At 70.6% G+C, this 15,634-nt stretch carries 20 protein-coding genes; 13 read left to right on the top strand and 7 right to left on the bottom strand.

From position 1 onward, the window contains the following. The first annotated feature begins 350 nt into the window (after positions 1 to 350). On the top strand, positions 351 to 1,049 hold the full coding sequence (locus AB0M83_RS33385; protein WP_364523092.1) for a hypothetical protein: 699 nt from the start codon (positions 351 to 353) through the stop codon (positions 1,047 to 1,049). After that, positions 1,046 to 1,642, top strand: a complete 597-nt coding sequence (locus AB0M83_RS33380) for a hypothetical protein (protein WP_364523090.1) — start codon at positions 1,046 to 1,048, stop codon at positions 1,640 to 1,642. The genes AB0M83_RS33385 and AB0M83_RS33380 overlap by 4 nt, the downstream gene beginning before the upstream one ends. Here AB0M83_RS33380 and AB0M83_RS33375 read toward each other — a convergent pair. Next, on the bottom strand, positions 1,554 to 2,339 hold the full coding sequence (locus AB0M83_RS33375) for a helix-turn-helix transcriptional regulator (RefSeq protein WP_364523088.1): 786 nt from the start codon (positions 2,337 to 2,339) through the stop codon (positions 1,554 to 1,556). The two genes, AB0M83_RS33380 and AB0M83_RS33375, sit on opposite strands and share 89 nt — an antisense overlap. Before the next feature lie 48 nt (positions 2,340 to 2,387). Between AB0M83_RS33375 and AB0M83_RS33370 the strand changes: the two genes are divergently transcribed. Next, on the top strand, positions 2,388 to 3,161 hold the full coding sequence (locus tag AB0M83_RS33370) for an ESX secretion-associated protein EspG (protein ID WP_364523086.1): 774 nt from the start codon (positions 2,388 to 2,390) through the stop codon (positions 3,159 to 3,161). Positions 3,162 to 3,180: 19 nt separating this feature from the next. Here AB0M83_RS33370 and AB0M83_RS33365 read toward each other — a convergent pair whose 3' ends face one another. Genes AB0M83_RS33365 through AB0M83_RS33350 form a run of 4 tightly spaced genes read right to left on the bottom strand, consistent with a single transcriptional unit; the run spans position 3,181 to position 5,591 of the window. Then, positions 3,181 to 3,588: a hypothetical protein gene (locus AB0M83_RS33365; protein ID WP_364523084.1), complete on the bottom strand. Its 408-nt coding sequence runs from the start codon at positions 3,586 to 3,588 to the stop codon at positions 3,181 to 3,183. After that, entirely contained in the window at positions 3,585 to 3,848 is a 264-nt protein-coding gene (locus AB0M83_RS33360) for a YbaB/EbfC family DNA-binding protein (RefSeq protein ID WP_364523082.1), read from the bottom strand. Before AB0M83_RS33360 ends, AB0M83_RS33365 begins: the two co-directional genes overlap by 4 nt. Then, entirely contained in the window at positions 3,845 to 4,861 is a 1,017-nt protein-coding gene (locus tag AB0M83_RS33355; RefSeq protein WP_364523081.1) for a CHAP domain-containing protein, read from the bottom strand. Before AB0M83_RS33355 ends, AB0M83_RS33360 begins: the two co-directional genes overlap by 4 nt. A 1-nt stretch (position 4,862) precedes the next feature. Continuing rightward, positions 4,863 to 5,591 (bottom strand): transglycosylase SLT domain-containing protein, encoded by a 729-nt coding sequence (locus AB0M83_RS33350; protein WP_364523079.1) that lies wholly within the window; start codon positions 5,589 to 5,591, stop codon positions 4,863 to 4,865. Between the two features lie 136 nt (positions 5,592 to 5,727). Here AB0M83_RS33350 and AB0M83_RS33345 point away from each other — a divergent pair, with 136 nt between their 5' ends. Genes AB0M83_RS33345 through AB0M83_RS33315 form a run of 7 tightly spaced genes read left to right on the top strand, consistent with a single transcriptional unit; the run spans position 5,728 to position 9,752 of the window. Next, positions 5,728 to 6,231, top strand: a complete 504-nt coding sequence (locus tag AB0M83_RS33345; protein ID WP_364523077.1) for a L,D-transpeptidase — start codon at positions 5,728 to 5,730, stop codon at positions 6,229 to 6,231. Between the two features lie 13 nt (positions 6,232 to 6,244). After that, on the top strand, positions 6,245 to 7,009 hold the full coding sequence (locus AB0M83_RS33340) for a putative protein N(5)-glutamine methyltransferase (RefSeq protein WP_364523150.1): 765 nt from the start codon (positions 6,245 to 6,247) through the stop codon (positions 7,007 to 7,009). Positions 7,010 to 7,044: 35 nt separating this feature from the next. Further along, positions 7,045 to 7,521, top strand: a complete 477-nt coding sequence (locus tag AB0M83_RS33335; protein WP_364523075.1) for a sigma-70 family RNA polymerase sigma factor — start codon at positions 7,045 to 7,047, stop codon at positions 7,519 to 7,521. Beyond that, entirely contained in the window at positions 7,518 to 8,111 is a 594-nt protein-coding gene (locus AB0M83_RS33330) for a methylated-DNA--[protein]-cysteine S-methyltransferase (RefSeq protein WP_364523073.1), read from the top strand. The genes AB0M83_RS33335 and AB0M83_RS33330 overlap by 4 nt, the downstream gene beginning before the upstream one ends. Positions 8,112 to 8,170: 59 nt before the next feature. Then, a complete protein-coding gene (locus tag AB0M83_RS33325) occupies positions 8,171 to 8,884 on the top strand; it encodes a 2OG-Fe(II) oxygenase (protein WP_364523071.1) in 714 nt (237 codons plus the stop codon). Then, a complete protein-coding gene (locus AB0M83_RS33320) occupies positions 8,881 to 9,258 on the top strand; it encodes a hypothetical protein (RefSeq protein WP_364523070.1) in 378 nt (125 codons plus the stop codon). Before AB0M83_RS33325 ends, AB0M83_RS33320 begins: the two co-directional genes overlap by 4 nt. Continuing rightward, positions 9,258 to 9,752, top strand: coding sequence for a methylated-DNA--[protein]-cysteine S-methyltransferase (locus tag AB0M83_RS33315; RefSeq protein WP_364523068.1), 495 nt, complete (start codon positions 9,258 to 9,260; stop codon positions 9,750 to 9,752). The genes AB0M83_RS33320 and AB0M83_RS33315 overlap by 1 nt, the downstream gene beginning before the upstream one ends. 1 nt (position 9,753) lies before the next feature. Here the strand turns inward: AB0M83_RS33315 and AB0M83_RS33310 are convergent, their stop codons facing one another. Further along, positions 9,754 to 10,356 (bottom strand): LysE family transporter, encoded by a 603-nt coding sequence (locus AB0M83_RS33310; RefSeq protein ID WP_364523066.1) that lies wholly within the window; start codon positions 10,354 to 10,356, stop codon positions 9,754 to 9,756. 66 nt (positions 10,357 to 10,422) lie between these two features. On the opposite strand from AB0M83_RS33310, the gene AB0M83_RS33305 reads away from it, so the two are divergent. Both AB0M83_RS33305 and AB0M83_RS33300 read left to right on the top strand, forming a co-directional pair. Further along, a complete protein-coding gene (locus AB0M83_RS33305) occupies positions 10,423 to 11,307 on the top strand; it encodes a LysR family transcriptional regulator ArgP (protein WP_364523064.1) in 885 nt (294 codons plus the stop codon). A 216-nt stretch (positions 11,308 to 11,523) separates the two neighbouring features. Then, the gene (locus tag AB0M83_RS33300) at positions 11,524 to 13,341 is read left to right on the top strand and encodes a hypothetical protein (protein WP_364523062.1); all 1,818 of its coding nucleotides are present in this window, start codon (positions 11,524 to 11,526) and stop codon (positions 13,339 to 13,341) included. Positions 13,342 to 13,399: 58 nt separating this feature from the next. Here AB0M83_RS33300 and AB0M83_RS33295 read toward each other — a convergent pair whose 3' ends face one another. Beyond that, positions 13,400 to 14,032: a TetR/AcrR family transcriptional regulator gene (locus tag AB0M83_RS33295; protein WP_364523060.1), complete on the bottom strand. Its 633-nt coding sequence runs from the start codon at positions 14,030 to 14,032 to the stop codon at positions 13,400 to 13,402. Between the two features lie 65 nt (positions 14,033 to 14,097). On the opposite strand from AB0M83_RS33295, the gene AB0M83_RS33290 reads away from it, so the two are divergent. Further along, a complete protein-coding gene (locus AB0M83_RS33290) occupies positions 14,098 to 15,609 on the top strand; it encodes an FAD-dependent monooxygenase (protein ID WP_364523058.1) in 1,512 nt (503 codons plus the stop codon). Positions 15,610 to 15,634: the final 25 nt, after the last annotated feature.

Raw genomic sequence — 15,634 nt, 5'->3', positions numbered from 1 at the left:
TTTCGGTTCGTCCGCGCCACGGGAGCCGAGCCGCCGATCGGCCGACCACACCACCACCGAGCCGACCTCGCCAGCGGGCGACCCCACCGCAACAGCCGCCGACGAACCCGGCCATCCCCGTGTCGGCTCTCCAGCCGAGCTGTGGGTACGCAGCCGCCGATCGGCCGGGCACCCCGCCGCCGAGCCGAGCGCGCCTGCAGCCGACCCCACGGCAACGGCCGCCCACGACCACCGCCCACCGTCGGATCGGCTCTCCCCAGCGCTGCAGGTGCCGAGCCGCCGATCGGCCAGGCACGCCGCCGCCGAGCCGAGCGCGCCGACGGCGCACCCCGCCGCCCACGAACCCGGCCGTGCCGATGGCTGAGTTCCGCGGCCTCGGTTTCGACCCCGTCCCCGGCCGTCCCGACGCCGTCTCCGAAGCCGCCCGCCACTACTCCGCCGCGGCGACCCGACTCGGCGAAGCCCCTTCCCCGGCCGAAATCCCCGAATGGGCCGGCCGATCCGCCCAGGCACTCGCCGACCGCGCCGGACGCGCCGCGGCCGGCCTCGACGCCGTCCCCGAAGCCCTCCGCGCGGCCGCCGCGATCCTCGACGACTGGGCCGGCACCCTCGTCGCCCACCACCGCCTCGCCGACGGACTCGACCGCCGCGCCGCCGCCGCCCGCCAAGCCCTCACCACCGCCCAGGACGACGTCGACCACGCCGAAACCGAAGCGCAGTTCTCCCCCGCCACCCAGCCGAACCTCACCGCGGCCCGAGCCCGCCTCACAGGAAAACAAGACGCCCTCGACCGCGTCCTGGCCGAAGCGCGCGAGCTGGAACGCGCCCACACCACCGAAGCAACCCGCGTCGCCGACCGGCTCCGAGCCCTCGGCGACGGCGCTCCCCTGCCGAGCGCCCCGGACTTCCCGAGTGTCACCGCCCAGCTGGAGACGTACGCGGCCATCGGGCGCGAGCTGGGCGTGACCGTCGCGAAGACGCCCGTCGTGCCGGTGACGCCGCCCCCCGGCGCGGTCGGCGCCTTCGCCGCGGCCCTGGGTGGCCGGTGAAACTGCCCGCCGTTCCGGGGATCACCCCGGTGAGCCTGCACTCGGTCGAGCGCACCACCGCCGAGCTGCACGCGCTGATGGCGCGCCTGCGCGGCCCCGACGCCGCCCGCGACCTCGGCCTGGAGGCGGCGGCCGTCCAGTGCGCGGAGATCGCCCACGACCAGCGCGCCGGGCTGCTGGCCCTGGTCGAGCACCGCGACGCCGATCCCGCGGTGCTCATCGCCGGGGTCGTCCCGATCGACGGCACCCTCGACGAAGCCGCGGACCTCGGCCACTTCGTCGCCGACACGACCCCCGGCATCCGCGAGGTCAGCCACGCGCGGACCGGCCGCGGCTACCCGGTGGTGATCGTCGAGCGGATCGGCCTGTCCGGCGCGCAGCTGCAGGCCGTCGTCCTCGATCCGGATCGCCCGCGCGCGGCCGTGTTCACGCTGCACTCCCCCGGTGGCCGCGGCTGGCTGGAGGTCGCCGGCCTGGCCGGGACGCTCGTCGCCGGCGTCGACCTCACCCCCGCAGCGCCCGCTCCCGGAACTCGCGCGGCGTCCGGCCCGTCGCGAGACGGAACGTCCGTGAGAAGTGCGGGGCGCTGGTGAACCCGCAGTCGCGCGCGATCTCCGCGATCCCGCGCGCCGCCTTCGCCGGGTCCGCCAGCAACGCCTTGGCGCGCTCGACGCGCAGCCCCTTCAGCCGTTCCGACACGCCCTGGCCGTCGTCGAAGAGCTGGTACAGCCGCCGGCGCGAGATGTACAGCGCTTCGGCGATCTTGTCCGCGCTGAGCGACTGCTCGCCGAGGTGCGCACGCATGTACTCCAGAGCTTCGCGTCTTCGCGCCGCCAGAGCGTCGACGCGGTCGAGCTCGACGCGAAGCGCGCTACGCAGCACCAGTTCGGCCAGGCCGAGCAGGTGGTGGGCCAGCCCGTGCGGGTCGAGCCGCGGGCCGGCCGCCAGGACGTGGGCCACCGCGCCGGCGAACAGCGACCGCAACGGCGCGTCGACCTCGACCGGCCGGAACATCAGCGGACGCAGCTCGGCGAACGAGATCGACAGCTTCGCCGCGGCGACGGTCAGCATCACGACGCCGGACGGCAGCAGGTGCAGCGTCGCGTCGGCGTACGTGAGCTTCGCGCCGGATTCGGCCACCGCGCGCGGGACGGGACAGCGCAGCAGCAGCTGGATGCCTTCGGGGTCGCTGCTGCCGCCGAGGATCGCGGCACGCGCGGCCGCGGCACCGGAAGCGCGGACGACGAGGTACCCGCTCGCGGGGACGTCCATCGGCTGCGGCTCGACCATCGGCACCATCGTGCCCGATGGCGGCCGCGCACCACGGGAAGGGGGACCATGGCGCGGCGCACCGCGACGGCGGCCGGAGTGATCCTGTCGCATCTGGAATTCGATCTCCTCTGGGCGGATCTGGGACCGGGCGGGCCGCCGCCGTACCCGTTCGACGTGCCGGCGCACGGCGCCACCCACGCCGAGCGCGACGACCTGGGCGTGCGCGTCTTCGCCGGGCTGGCGGAGGCGGGTCTCACGGACGGCGACGACGTCGACCCGGGGCTGGCGGACCTGTTCGCGCTGCTGGGTTCGCCGTCGCTGAGCGTCGACGCGCTGGTGCTGGGCGAAGCGCCGTGGCGGCTGCTCGCGGCGGTGCGGGGCGCGGCCGGGGTGCTCGCCGTGCTGGACGAGCGCGACCTGGTGCTGGAGCCGCTGCGCCCGGCCGACCTGGTTCCCGCGGTGGCCAGGATGCTCGGCGACGTCGAGGCGGGCCCGGGCGACCAGCTCCGGCTCCCGCGCGCGGCGTACTCGGCGGCGATGGACGCGTACGCGCGCAGCGGGTATGACGCGTTCGAGCGGGCGCTCGGCACGGCCGGGATCACCGGCCGCGCGGTCCGGCCGCTGGCGACGCTGGTGACGGCGGAGCGGTACACGGCGGGCCAGCTGGCGGCGACCGGCCCGGCCGGCCGCACCCCGGTCCTGGCCTGGTTCGACACGGCGGCCGGTCGCTACGCGGTGACGCCGGAGGACGTGGCCGGCGAGCCGTGGGTGATGATCACGCCGGCCGACGGCGCCTGGCTGGCCGACCGCCTGGCCCGCATGGTCGACGACGCCCGCTGACCCGAGTCTGCCGCGCCGGTCAGGTCGCCCAGGTCGCCGGCAGGAACTCCTCGGGTCCGGGATCAGGCCGCGGCCTGATCCTCGGTCCGCCCACCGCGCCGGACGAGGTCGCGGGCCGCGCCCCGATCCGCGGGCCGGCGACCTCGTCCGGCAGCAGGCCGCCCAGCACCTCGCGTCCCTGCCGCAGGGCGTCCGCGCCCGCGTCCGAAGCCAGCCGCCGGATCACCCCGGCCAGCTCCCCCGGCGACCGGTTCAGCGCCCACCGGTCGAACCGCAGGTCCACGAGCGCCCCGTGCAGATCGACCACGACGGAAACCCCGTCCTCGGCCGCGGCCGCGCGGATCGCCGCCAGCCGCGCCCCGAATCCCGGATCCGGCGCCGCGAACGCGTCGTCGGCCAGTTCGAGCGCCGTCTTCTCGGGGTTCATTGCGCCCGCCAGCTGTCCGGCGTGGTCTCTTCCGCGGCTTCGCCCGCCGAGGGCAGGCCGAGCGCGTCCACCTCGTCATGGGTATGCCACAGCGAAGCCGTGGCCCGCGCCGACGCGGCCGCGGCCAGCACGAGGATCCGGCGCGCCAGCTCGTCCGGCTCCAGCCTCAACGCCGACGCCTCCAGCGTCAGCTCCTGCAACGCCCCGCCGGGCGCGACCTCGACGGCGACCGTGCGGTCGGCGGCTTTTCCGGTGATCACGGGTGGACCCCTCCGTAGAACGTCGACGCCGAGAGCGTGTGCGTGTTCCGGCGGACGGCGTCCCCGGAGTTGCCCTCGATCATCGTGACCTGGTTCCCCTCGACCTTCTCGACGATGCCGATGTGCGTGCTCGTCGCCGTGCTCTGCGGGCCGGTGCCGAAGATCAGCACGTCCCCCGGCCGCGCTTCGTGCAGCGCGTGCTTGCCGTACGCGTGCCCGTTGCGCTCGCCCCAGTGGAAGACGTCGCCGCTGAAGGGCAGCACCGGGATCTTCACGCCGGCCTTCCGCCACATCGCCGTCGCGAACGACGAGCACCAGGCGGCGGTCGGCCCGTACGGGTTCCGGTTGCTGCCCGGCGGGTTCTCCCGGACGCCGAGCTGCGTGCGCGCCGCGTGGACGATGTCCTTGCCGCGCCCCGAAGCCTTGCTCGGGTGCGTCGCCTTCGCCGGGTGCGCGGTCTTGTCCAGGACGCCGTCGTGGGCCAGGTCCTTCCGGAGTTCACGCAGTTTCTTCGCCGCCGCCTTCAGTTCCGCGTCGACGTGCCGCAGCGTCGACGCCGACTGCCGCGTGTACTGCGGTGCCAGGTCGGCGGCGTGGCCGACCGCGCGCATCAGCGCGGCCTGCGTCCCGGCCGCGACACCCGCGTCGAGGACTTGCTTCGCCTTCGCGGTGTACTCGTCGACCAGTCGCTGCACGGCCGTGTGCCCGGAGTCCACTGTGGACGCCACGTGGGCGACGACCTTCTCCGCGGCCGCCCCGGCCGCGCCGGTGATCCGAAGCTCCTTCGTCAGCTTCGCGCTGTTGTGGCGGAAGCCGTCGGCGCCGTGGCCGTGCCAGCTCTCGAGGACGGTGGCGCTTTCCCGGTGGTAGGCGTCGTGCTGGGCGTCCAGCGCGCCGGCCACCCGGTGCAGGGCGTACTCGGCGCGGACGGCGTCCTCGGCCTTCCCGGCGAGCTTGTTGCGGTGCGCGACGAGGTCCTTCGCGAAGGAGTGCGCGAGCGCGGTGGTGTCCATGTCAGCTCCGTCGGGCGTGGTCGTTCAGGGCGGCGGCGGTGGCCGTCTCGTGGTCGCGATAGGTCTTGGCGGCCTTCCGCGCGGCGGTGGCCAGCCCGTCGGCGTGCGTCCCGACGCCCTTGACCTGGTGCTGCAGGGCCAGCCCGAAGCCGGCGAGCGCGTCGGCGAAGCCCGACTCCTCACCGATCTTGCCGAAGCTCTCGCGGCCGATCTCCCGGACGTCGCGCAGCTGCCCGGTCGCGGTGCCGAGTGCGTCGGCGACGTGCCGGGTCCGGCTCACGTAGGAGTGCAGCACCGCGTCGTCGACCCGCAGCGGGTCGCCGCTCGCGCTGCCGGTCCCGGCGGACTTCCCGTGGTGTTTCGTGACGTCCTGGGCGGCCCGGCGAGCGGCCGTCAGGTGGTGCTTGTAGGCACCGTTCGTGTACGTCGACCAGGGCGTGAAGTCGTGTCCGTCGCTCGAGATGCTGTTCGCGACCCGGGCATTCGTGTCCGGATCGAACAGCTGGTCGTCCGACTTCAGGTGGTACTGGTGACGCCGCTCGGGGCCGAGCGCGCCCAGCATGTTGATCTGCCACAGGCCGTAGGAGTCGTCCGGCGGAGTGGCGTTGTGCGCGGTCGTCCGGCCGCCGGACTCGGCCAGCGCGACGGCGACCGCGGTGGTCAGGCCCTGGCCGCGGAACCCGGCCTCGTAGGCGTGCCGGGCGATCTGCTCGGCGCTCAGCTTCGTCATGGTTCGACCTTGACCGCCCGGGTACTCCCGGCGGTAGCCGCGGTGCACGCAGGGACAACCCGGGTGCACGCGCGGCTCAACCTCCGGGGCCGCTCAGCCGTACTGCTCTGAAGAGAGGTCCCGCGAGGAGGAACGCATGCGAAGCGCCGGGGTGCTGACCCTGCTGGGGTTGGCGCTGGTCACGGCGTCGTGCGCGGCACCGCGCACGACCACGCCGAGCCCGATCGCCGAACCCGCGCCGCTCGTGCGGGCGACCACCTCGGCTCCGCCCACCACCACCGCACCGCCGCCCGCGCCGCCGTGCGCGGTGACCACCGGCGCGTGCGTGAGCCTGGCGCAGCGCCTGGCCTGGCTGCTGCGCGACGGCGAGGTCGTGCGCGGTCCGGTCCCGGCCGGCTTCGGCCCGCCGGACCAGGCGACCCCGGCCGGGTCGTTCCACGTCGTGTGGAAGGACCGCGAGCACACCAGCAGCGTGTACGGCACGGACATGCCCAATTCGGTGTTCTTCGCCGCCGGCGGCATCGCCTTCCACGCCGGGCCGCTCGACGCGCCGTCGCACGGCTGCGTCCACCTCACCGACGCCGATTCGGCCGCGTTCTTCGACGGCCTGAAGGTCGGGGACGCGGTGCAGGTCCTGTAGCGTTCGTTCCTTGCTGGACACTTCGACTGTCGTTTCGCGGCTGCGCGCCGCGGGCTGCGTGTTCGCCGAGGACGAGGCGGACCTGCTGATCGCGGCCGCCGCGACGCCCACCGAACTCGACTCCCTCGTCGAGCGGCGCGTCGCCGGGCTGCCGCTGGAACACCTGCTCGGCTGGGCCGAGTTCCACGGCCTCCGGATCTCCGTGCGGCCCGGCGTGTTCGTGCCGCGCCACCGCACCGAGTTCCTGGTCGACGTCGCCGTCTCGCTCGCGCCGCCGCACCCCGTGGTGCTCGACCTGTGCTGCGGCTCGGGCGCGCTGGGCGCCGCGTTCACTGCCGCGCGGCGGCCGCGTGAGCTGCACGCGGCCGACGTCGAGCCCGCGGCCGTCGCCTGTGCCCGAGTAAACCTGCCCGATGCCTTCGTTTACGAAGGCGACCTCTACGACGCGCTGCCGTCGTCGCTTCGCGGGCGAGTCGACGTCCTCATGGCGAACGTGCCGTACGTGCCCTCGGACGCCGTGGCGACCATGCCGCCGGAAGCGCGGCTGCACGAACCGCGCGTCGCGCTCGACGGCGGCACGGACGGCCTCGACCTCGCCCGCCGCGTCGCCGCGGGCGCGTCGCGGTGGCTCGCGCCGGGCGGGACCCTGCTGGTCGAGTCGAGCGAGCGGCAGGCGCCCGTCTTGAGCGGCGTGTTCACCTCCGCCGGGCTGATGCCGCGCGTGCACGAGTCCGAAGAGCTGGGTGCCACCGTCGTCACCGGCACCGCGAACCCGTGATCTCACGTTCCGGCGTCCGCGGACGTCTACCGGGTGTGACCGTGAAACCGTTCGAGCAAGTCGTGGCCGAGCACGGGCCGATGGTCCTCCGGGTCTGCCGGGCCGTGCTGGGTCCGGCGGACGCCGAAGACGCCTGGTCGGAGACCTTCCTGGCCGCGCTCAAGGCGTACCCCGAGCTGCCCGCCGACGCGAACGTCCAGGCGTGGCTCGTCACGATCGCGCACCGCAAGGCCATCGACGTCACCCGCGCCCAGGCGCGCGGTCCGCTGCCGGTCGGCGAGATCCCGGACCGGCCGGGCCGCCCCGACTCGTGGACCGGCGACCTGTGGGACGCGCTCGCGAAGCTGCCGGACAAGCAGCGCAGAGCCGTCGCCTACCACTACCTGGCCGGGTTGCCCTACCGCGAGATCGCGGAGATCACCGGCGGCACCGCGGACGCCGCCCGCCGCGCGGCCGCCGACGGCGTCAAGACCCTGCGAGCCACCTACCCCTTGGAAGGAGCGCACTCATGATCGACGCAATCTGGTCGGTCCCGGTGGAGGCCCAGGTCCTGCCGCACCACATGCATGAACGGCTCACGGCCGAAGCGGAGCGCGAGGGCCTGCTGGACGTCGCCTACCGCACGCTCGACACGCCGGTCGGCTCCCTGCTGCTGGCAGCGACCGCCCAGGGTCTGGTCAAGGTGGCCTTCGACCGCCAGGACCACGACGCGGTCCTGGCGGAGCTCGCCTCGGCGATCAGCCCCCGGATCCTCCGGGCCCCGGCCCGCCTCGATCCGGTGGTCCGCCAGCTGGACGAGTACTTCACCGGCGGCCGCCGCTCGTTCGACGTCCCGCTGGACTTCCGCCTGGCCCGCGGGTTCCGCCTGTCGGTGCTGGAGCACCTGCCGGAGATCGAGTACGGCCACACCGAAAGCTATTCGCAGGTCGCGACCGCCGCGGGCAGCCCGAAGGCGGTCCGCGCGGTCGGCACGGCGTGCGCGCTCAACCCGCTGCCGGTGGTGGTGCCGTGTCACCGGGTGGTCCGCTCGGACGGCTCGTACGGCCAGTACGCCGGCGGTGAAGAGGCGAAGCGGGTGTTGCTGACGATGGAAGCGGCTTAGCTTCCGAACCAGTCCCCCGGCTGATCTCACGTTTCCCGCCTCCGCAGCGTCTACCGGGTATGAGCACTTTCGAAGAGCGCGTCGCCTCGGCCGACTGGGACGCGGTGGCCGCCGAGGTCGACGACTACGGCTGTGCACTCCTGCCGCAGCTGCTCACCCCGGCCGAGTGCGCGAAGCTCGTGGCGCTGTGGGACGAACCGGACCACTTCCGGGCAACGGTCAACCTGCGCCGCCACCGCTTCGGTGACAACGGCGACTACCACTACTTCGCCGCGCCGTTCCCGGAACCGGTGGAGCGGCTGCGGCAGGCGCTTTACCCGCGCCTGCTGCCAATTGCCCAAGACTGGTACACCCGCCTCGGCCGCGAGGCGGACTGGCCGTCCACTTTGGACGAGTGGTTGGCGGTCTGCCACGACGCCGGCCAGAAACGGCCGACCCCGATCCTGTTGCGCTACGAGACAGGCGGCTGGAACGCCCTGCACCGCGACCTCTACGGCGACAAGGTGTTCCCGCTGCAGGTCGTGATCAACCTCAGTGACCCGGGCACCGACCACACCGGCGGCGAGTTCCTGCTGGTCGAGCAGCGGCCACGGGCGCAGTCCCGCGGCACCGCGACCCTCATCCCGCAAGGCCGCGGCCTGGTGTTCACCACCCGCGACCGCCCGGTCCGCTCGGCCCGCGGCTGGTCGGCGGCACCGGTGCGGCACGGCGTCTCGGCGGTGCGTTCGGGCCGGCGACACACCCTCGGCCTGGTCTTCCACGACGCGACATGACCGACGCGGAACTGGAGGCGCTGGTGAAGGTGCTCGGCGAGGCCAGGCACGCCGTGATCGGCACCGCGGCCGACCCGGCTTCTCGAGCCGACGGCGCGCGGATCGCGGCCGCGTGGGGCGGTCCGGTCCTGGCGACGGTGACCTGGCCGGAAACGGCGGCGTCCTGGTTGCGCCAGGCCCGGCGGTTCGCGGCGCCGGACCCGGACATCTGGGTCGTGGCCGCCACTCCGGCCGGCTGGGCCGGTATGACGCGCCGGCTGCTGATGTCGACGAAGTGGAGTCCTCATCGGACGGTCGTCACAGCGGCTTTGACGGATTCCCGCCTGCCCGGCCTACGCGGCGTCCGGGCGGACGGCACTACTTGGGAGAACTGATGAAGCACACTCTGGTGGATTCCCCGATCGGCGAGCTCACCCTCGTCGGCGACGGCGACGGCGATGTCGTGACCGGCCTGTACTTCCCGCACCACTGGACCCGCCCGGACCGGAGCACGTTCGGCCCCTGTGACGCCTCGGCGTTCCCCGAGGCCATTCACCAGCTGAAGGAGTACTTCGCCGGACAGCGCACGGAGTTCGAGGTGCCGATGCGGGCCGACGGCCCCTCGCTCGACCGCGCGGTGTGGACGGAGCTGGCGACGATCCCGTACGGCTCGACCGCGACCTACGGCGACCTCGCGAACGCGGTCGGCGGTCTGCCGCACGAGGTCGGGGCAGCGGTCGGCCGGAACCCGTTGAGCATCCTGGTGCCGTGCCACCGCGTCGTCGGGAAAAACGGAAAGCTGACGGGCTACGCGGGCGGGCTCAAACGCAAACAGTTCCTGCTGGAGCTGGAGCGCCCACCGGCCTCGGAGCGCGGCCAGCTCTGGTGAGTCACAAGTGGCTCAGAAGCATGGTGGCGCCGAGCCCGGTCATGGTCACGGCGATGACGACGTCCAGAACACGCCACGCGACCGGCTTCGCGAACACGCCCGCCAGCTTCTTGGCACCGAAGCCGAGCGCACTGAACCACACGGCGCTGGCGACCCCGGCGCCAAGCCCGAAAAGCCACCGCCCATCGCCATGGGCGACGGCGACCGAGCCGAGCAACAGGACGGTGTCCAGGTAGACGTGCGGATTGAGCCAGGTGAAGGCAACACAGGCCAGCACGGCCTTCCGCAGCGGCGTCCGTTCATCGCCGACGGTCATGACCGAGCGCCGAAAAGCCCGCCGCGCGGCCAGCGCGCCATACCCGAGCAGAAAGACCCCACCCCCGACGGCGATGACCCCGATAGCGGTCGGCCACTGCTCGATCACGGCCCCGATCCCGCTGACCCCGAGCCCGATCAGCACCAGATCCGACACAGCACAGATGACGACGAGCGGGGTGACGGCACCACCGCGCAGCCCTTGCTGCAGGAGGAAGGCGTTCTGTGAGCCGATGGCCACGATCAGGGACAGACCGGTCCCGAAGCCGGCGAGGAGCAGTGGAAGCACCCGACCACGGTACGGCCGCCCCGTTGGATTACTCCAGCTAAAGATTCTTACGTAACATTAGCGCTCGTGATGTCAGATCTCCCGCTGGACCAGGTCAGAACCCTCCTAGCCGTAGTGGACGAGCAAAGCTTCGACGCAGCGGCATCAATCCTGCACGTAACACCCTCCGCGGTCAGTCAGCGCATCAAGGCCCTGGAGCAGCGCACAGGCCGCGTCCTGCTCCTGCGCACCAAACCGATCTCCCTGACGGAATCAGGCCAGGTCTTAGTCCGCTTCGCGCGCTCACTGGCCCAGCTGGAGCAGGACGCACTGTCCGAGCTGGGCCTGGACTCGTCAACGCGCACGCTGTCGATAGCGGTGAACGCGGACTCGTTGGCAACATGGTTCCTCCCAGCCCTATCCCGCCTCCCGGCATCACTCTCGATCGCCTTCGACCTCCAACGAGAGGACCAAGACCACACGGCGTCACTCCTCCGCGAGGGCCTGGTGATGGCAGCGGTAACGGCCTCACCCCAGCCGGTCCAAGGCTGCGCCTCAGTCCGCCTGGGCCGCATGCGCTACCGGGCAATGGCGTCGCCGGCATTCATCTCACGCTGGCTTTCCTCGGCTCCCCTGGCATCGTCCCTCCCCACCGCCCCAGTAATCATGTTCGACCGCAAGGACGACCTCCAGGACCGCTTCCTGCGAAGCTTGACGCGTCGCCGAACCTTCACGATGGTCCGCCACCACATCCCGGCATCGGAGTCTTTCGTAGACGCGGTAGCAGCCGACTTGGGCTGGGGAATGGTCCCAGAGATGCAGGCAGCACCCCGCGGTGACGCCTTGGTGGACCTAGCCCCGGATCGACCACTGGACGTACCGCTGCACTGGCAGCAGTGGAAACTGGACTCCCCAGCCCTCGCGGCTGTAGCGGAAGCAGTAGCCGAGGGCGCGAAGACCGCACTTCGCTAATTTGTCACATTCACCGCTGAAGCACCGCAGTAAGAACGACTATTTGATCTACGCCATCAACTGGCACCGAAGTTCGATACCAAGGATGTCCTGACCTCCGGCGACGCGCGCGAACGCCTGGCAGTGGTTCGACGGTTCGACGACGCCGGCTCCGAGTGCCACTGAGGGTCACCTAGCAGACTTAAACTGTCGCCGGTTCGCGATATACTGCGTCGCATGCCGAAGAAGCGTCGGAAACCGAGGAAGTCTCGACTCTCGGAGGCGGCACCGTACAAGAATCCGCCCATACCGCCAAGAATCGAACTCGGCCGGCCGCTGTGGCCCGCGCGAGGCGCAGGCTTCCAGGCGATCATCGAGCGCATGGTGGAAAGCGGCCACCATGTCCCAACCTTGACGCCTGAATTGCCCCAGAACTACTCGTCGCCGTTCGAGGCGGAAGTTGATTCACCGCGTGCACCACTACAGTCCGGTTGGTACCAGGACGACCGCTTTGCCGCACCCCTCTACGTGTGGGTACACGCTTTGGAAGAGTTGGCGTCCGAATACCCGGACGAGATCGATACCTATCGCCGTGGAATAGCGGCCTACCGAGCCCACTCCATCTGGACCTCGGACCGCGGCGAAGCAGCGCACGCGTCCGCCGAAGTAATTGCATCATGGACACCCATAGTGGCACCTGATCCCGCCGTCGTCGCCGCGGATCGCTATGCCCCATCGAATCCTCGCTATCGAACTCAAGCTTTTGAAGAGATACCTGCCGACATGCCAGACAGGATCGCTGTGATCGACGTCGACTATGGCCGAGTCAGAGGCCAGCGTATCCCTGAAAAGTGGGACATCGATGTCATCGGTGTGTTGACCGTGGCACGCCATACAGAATATCGCCCAGTCGAAGCGTCCTACTGGGAACAGACCGCCTTCCACACGATCAGGCCAAATGAAGTCGGCACACTGGCGACAATCACAGATGAAGTCGACCTGATCATTGGACACAACCTATTCGACGGTGATTATCGCTGCCTTCGAACTTATGCCGATCAACTGGACTTAGCACCTCTCGTTGCCAAGACCGTGGACACCCTTTACGCGGCACGCCAGATACTTTCCGGCGGCATGCGCAAGCCTGCGGGACTGGACCTCACTTCCCTTGCCGCGGCACATCACCTTCGAGCACGCGCAAAGAAGGAGTCTCGAACCGCCGCCCACCGCGGGATAAAAACGTATCTTGACGCCGAGCAGAGCTGGTTCTTCCAGCCCATCAGCGACGACTGCGAGTTGACCCTCGAACTCTGGCTCGACATGATATGCCATCGTCGCATCCGAGTACCATCGCCGGCAGAAGCCGACAGTGTTGTGGAACATCAATTCGACCAGGCAGCCACCAAGTCGCTTCAGAGCCCGCCATTGACGTTCGAAGAATATGTGCGACGACTCTCCACCACGGGAACCGTTTACCGAATGGAAGGCAAGGCAAGAGAGGAATCCGTAGCGCGCATCCATCGCCGGATCACCAATGATCTCCAGCTTGGGAAGTTCATCAGCGAACACGGCCCGGCTGTGACGACTCGGAGATGCATGGCCTTGCTTGCGGACGGAGTCGAGCAGTGTTCCATCCTTACGCACGATGACCAGCCGTACTGCCGAACCCACCGACTGCAGCGACCCTGTCGAGGAAATCTGGCAATCAATCAGCAATGCGCGGAGATAGTCCAGGGGGCGGACACGCATTGCCGATGGCATCGGATCACCGCCTTGTACGTACCCGAGGGTGCCAGGTTGTATCAAGACTTCCGCCTCGCGCTCGACATCCCCGGCTGGGAAGAAGCCAGCACTTGGGGCTACGACACCGGAATGATGACCTTCTTTGCTCAACTGTACCGAAACGGAGGTGATTATGACGACTCACCGACAATATGGCTCAGCGGCGTGAATCCAGTTTACGAAACGATCGTGGATCTCCGAGATGCTATCGCCAGAGCTGCACGTGTGCCGATCACCGCAGCCTCAGCCGCCCTCGCGGCGTCGCGGCTCTGAGCTGAGACAGCCAAGGCGTCCCCCCTCACGCCCAACGAACGTCTTCCCCTGTCCCACTTCAGCCGGACCCGCCCGGAAACCCTCCCACGCCGTGCTCGACCAGGTCGAAGGCCTGGTCAATAAACGCCACCTGCTCCCGCCGCACCACGTCGGCATCATCCCCAGCCACGATCCGCCCCATAGCATGGGAAAACACCGACGTGATCGCCGTGGTCAACAATCCCGCCACCACCCGAGAGCGGAACGCGTCCCCCGTCTCCGCGACGAACACCTCGGCGAACGCCTCGGCGATCTCCCTCTCCTGCTCGAACCACCGAGCCATCAACGCCGGACTGGACGTCAACACCCACCAGAACCCCGGCCCCCCGGCGATGGCCCCCGACAGTGGATGCCCGGAAGCCACCAGCGAGTGCTGGTGCGCACGCAATGCAGCAACAGGCGACACCCCCGCCGACCGGGTGCGGACCACCGAGACCAGCTCCGCCAGCCGGTCCGCGTGACGGTCCAGGAAGAGATCCTCCTTGCGCGGGAAGTAGTTGAACACCGTCATCTTGGACACGCCCGCCGCTTCGGCTATCTCGGCCACCGTCACCTCCTCGAAGCCTCGCTCGATGAACAAGCCCGAGGCCACGTTCGAGATCAGCTGGCGCGTGGCCCGCTTCTTCCGCTCGCGCAGTCCGTGATCCGCCATGAGCCGAGAGTATAGACCGAGCCCAAAGTTTGACTCGGTAAAAGTTTCGGTGCATCATCGGCGGCATGAACTGGGATGTGGTGATCTCCGGGGGCGGACCGGTCGGGCTGATGCTGGCCTGCGAACTCCGGCTCAAGGACGTGAACGTGCTCGTCGTCGAACGGCTCGCCGAGCCGGATCGGACGATCAAGGCCGGGTCGGTCAACCTGACGACCGCCGAGGCCTTCTACCGCCGTGGCCTGCTGCCCGCGGTGGACGCCGTCGTGCAGCAGAACTTCGCGCAGATTCAAGAGTTCCTGAAATCGAGGGGTGGGTCGAAGGCCGCGATGCCCGTCGGGCACTTCGCCGGGATCATGGTCGCTTCGAACGGCGTCGACTTCGGCGATCCGGCCTTCCGCGATGTCGGGCCCGCGGCGAAAGTCGTCGTCATCCAGCAGCAAGCCGTCGAGGCCATCCTCGCCGAACGCGCCGCCGAGCTGGGCGTCGAGGTCCGGCGGGGCGTCGAAGTGACCGGGTTCGACGCCGATGACGACGGCGTGGTCGTGCGGCTCGACGACCAGACCGAAGTAAGCGCCAAGTGGCTCGTCGGAGCGGACGGGGGCCGCAGCTTCGTCCGCAAGCACGCCGGGTTCGAGTTCCCCGGCACCGATCCCGCCATCACCGGGCGGCAGGCGCTCACCGAAATCACCGGCACCGACGCCCTCCCCGGCGGCTGGCAGCACGGCAACGGCGGCCTCTACGTCCACGGCCCGATGCCCGGCCGGATCCTCACCGTCGAGTTCGACGGCCCACCCGAGGACCGCGACGCCCCGGTCACCGCGCAGGAGCTCGAAGACAGCTTCCGGCGCGTCTCCGGCGCCGACGTCAAAATCACCGAGGTCCACAGCGCGACGCGCTTCACCGACAACGCCCGGCAGGCCACCACCTACCGCCGGGGCCGCGTACTGCTGGCCGGCGACGCCGCGCACGTCCACTCCCCCTTCGGCGGTCAGGGGCTCAACCTCGGCATCGGCGACGCCGTCAACCTCGGCTGGAAGCTCGCCGCGACCATCCGGGGCTGGGCGCCCGACAGCCTCCTCGACACCTACACCACCGAACGCCACCCGATCGGCGAGTGGGTCCTCGAGTGGACGCGGGCGCAGGTCGCGCTGATGCGCAGCGACGTCCGGACGAAGGCGCTGCGCCAGGTCGTCACCGATCTGCTGCTGACCGACGACGGCGCCACGTACCTGGCCAAGAAGCTCTCCGGTGTCCTGCACCGGTACCCGATCGAGGGCGAGCACGACCTCACCGGCCGCGGCGCGCCCGACTTCGCGCTCGCCGACGGCACGCGGCTCGGCGAGCACCTCCAGGACGGCAATGCACTCCTGCTCGACCTCGCCGACCACGCCGGACTGCGTGCGACGGCGTCCGGCTGGGCCGGCCGCGTCACCACGCTGACCGCCAAGTGCGACAGCGAGCCGGCCCTGACCGGCGTGCTGATCCGGCCCGACGGGCACATCGCCTGGGCCCGCGAGGACGGCGCGACGACCGGCCTCGAAGCCGCGCTGCACCGGTGGTTCGGCGAACCCGCCTGACGCCGGGAGGGGCGCGCCGCGAGGC

It is taken from the genome of Amycolatopsis sp. NPDC051106 (genome assembly GCF_040682775.1).
In the GTDB taxonomy this organism is placed as follows: Bacteria; Actinomycetota; Actinomycetes; order Mycobacteriales; family Pseudonocardiaceae; genus Amycolatopsis.
Note: the sequence above shows the minus strand (reverse complement) of the source record. Positions and strands in the feature narration are given on the sequence as shown.

Excerpts from the sequence above, each read along its gene's own strand:
- AB0M83_RS33315 (WP_364523068.1), top strand. The coding sequence starts at position 9,258 with ATGAAGCACACTCTGGTGGATTCCCCGATCGGCGAGCTCACCCTCGTC.
- AB0M83_RS33295 (WP_364523060.1), bottom strand. The coding sequence starts at position 14,032 with ATGGCGGATCACGGACTGCGCGAGCGGAAGAAGCGGGCCACGCGCCAG.
- AB0M83_RS33350 (WP_364523079.1), bottom strand. The coding sequence starts at position 5,591 with ATGACGAAGCTGAGCGCCGAGCAGATCGCCCGGCACGCCTACGAGGCC.
- AB0M83_RS33330 (WP_364523073.1), top strand. The coding sequence starts at position 7,518 with ATGATCGACGCAATCTGGTCGGTCCCGGTGGAGGCCCAGGTCCTGCCG.
- AB0M83_RS33370 (WP_364523086.1), top strand. The coding sequence starts at position 2,388 with ATGGCGCGGCGCACCGCGACGGCGGCCGGAGTGATCCTGTCGCATCTG.
- AB0M83_RS33320 (WP_364523070.1), top strand. The coding sequence starts at position 8,881 with ATGACCGACGCGGAACTGGAGGCGCTGGTGAAGGTGCTCGGCGAGGCC.
- AB0M83_RS33375 (WP_364523088.1), bottom strand. The coding sequence starts at position 2,339 with ATGGTCGAGCCGCAGCCGATGGACGTCCCCGCGAGCGGGTACCTCGTC.
- AB0M83_RS33355 (WP_364523081.1), bottom strand. The coding sequence starts at position 4,861 with ATGGACACCACCGCGCTCGCGCACTCCTTCGCGAAGGACCTCGTCGCG.
- AB0M83_RS33345 (WP_364523077.1), top strand. The coding sequence starts at position 5,728 with ATGCGAAGCGCCGGGGTGCTGACCCTGCTGGGGTTGGCGCTGGTCACG.
- AB0M83_RS33365 (WP_364523084.1), bottom strand. The coding sequence starts at position 3,588 with ATGAACCCCGAGAAGACGGCGCTCGAACTGGCCGACGACGCGTTCGCG.
- AB0M83_RS33325 (WP_364523071.1), top strand. The coding sequence starts at position 8,171 with ATGAGCACTTTCGAAGAGCGCGTCGCCTCGGCCGACTGGGACGCGGTG.
- AB0M83_RS33290 (WP_364523058.1), top strand. The coding sequence starts at position 14,098 with ATGAACTGGGATGTGGTGATCTCCGGGGGCGGACCGGTCGGGCTGATG.
- AB0M83_RS33300 (WP_364523062.1), top strand. The coding sequence starts at position 11,524 with ATGCCGAAGAAGCGTCGGAAACCGAGGAAGTCTCGACTCTCGGAGGCG.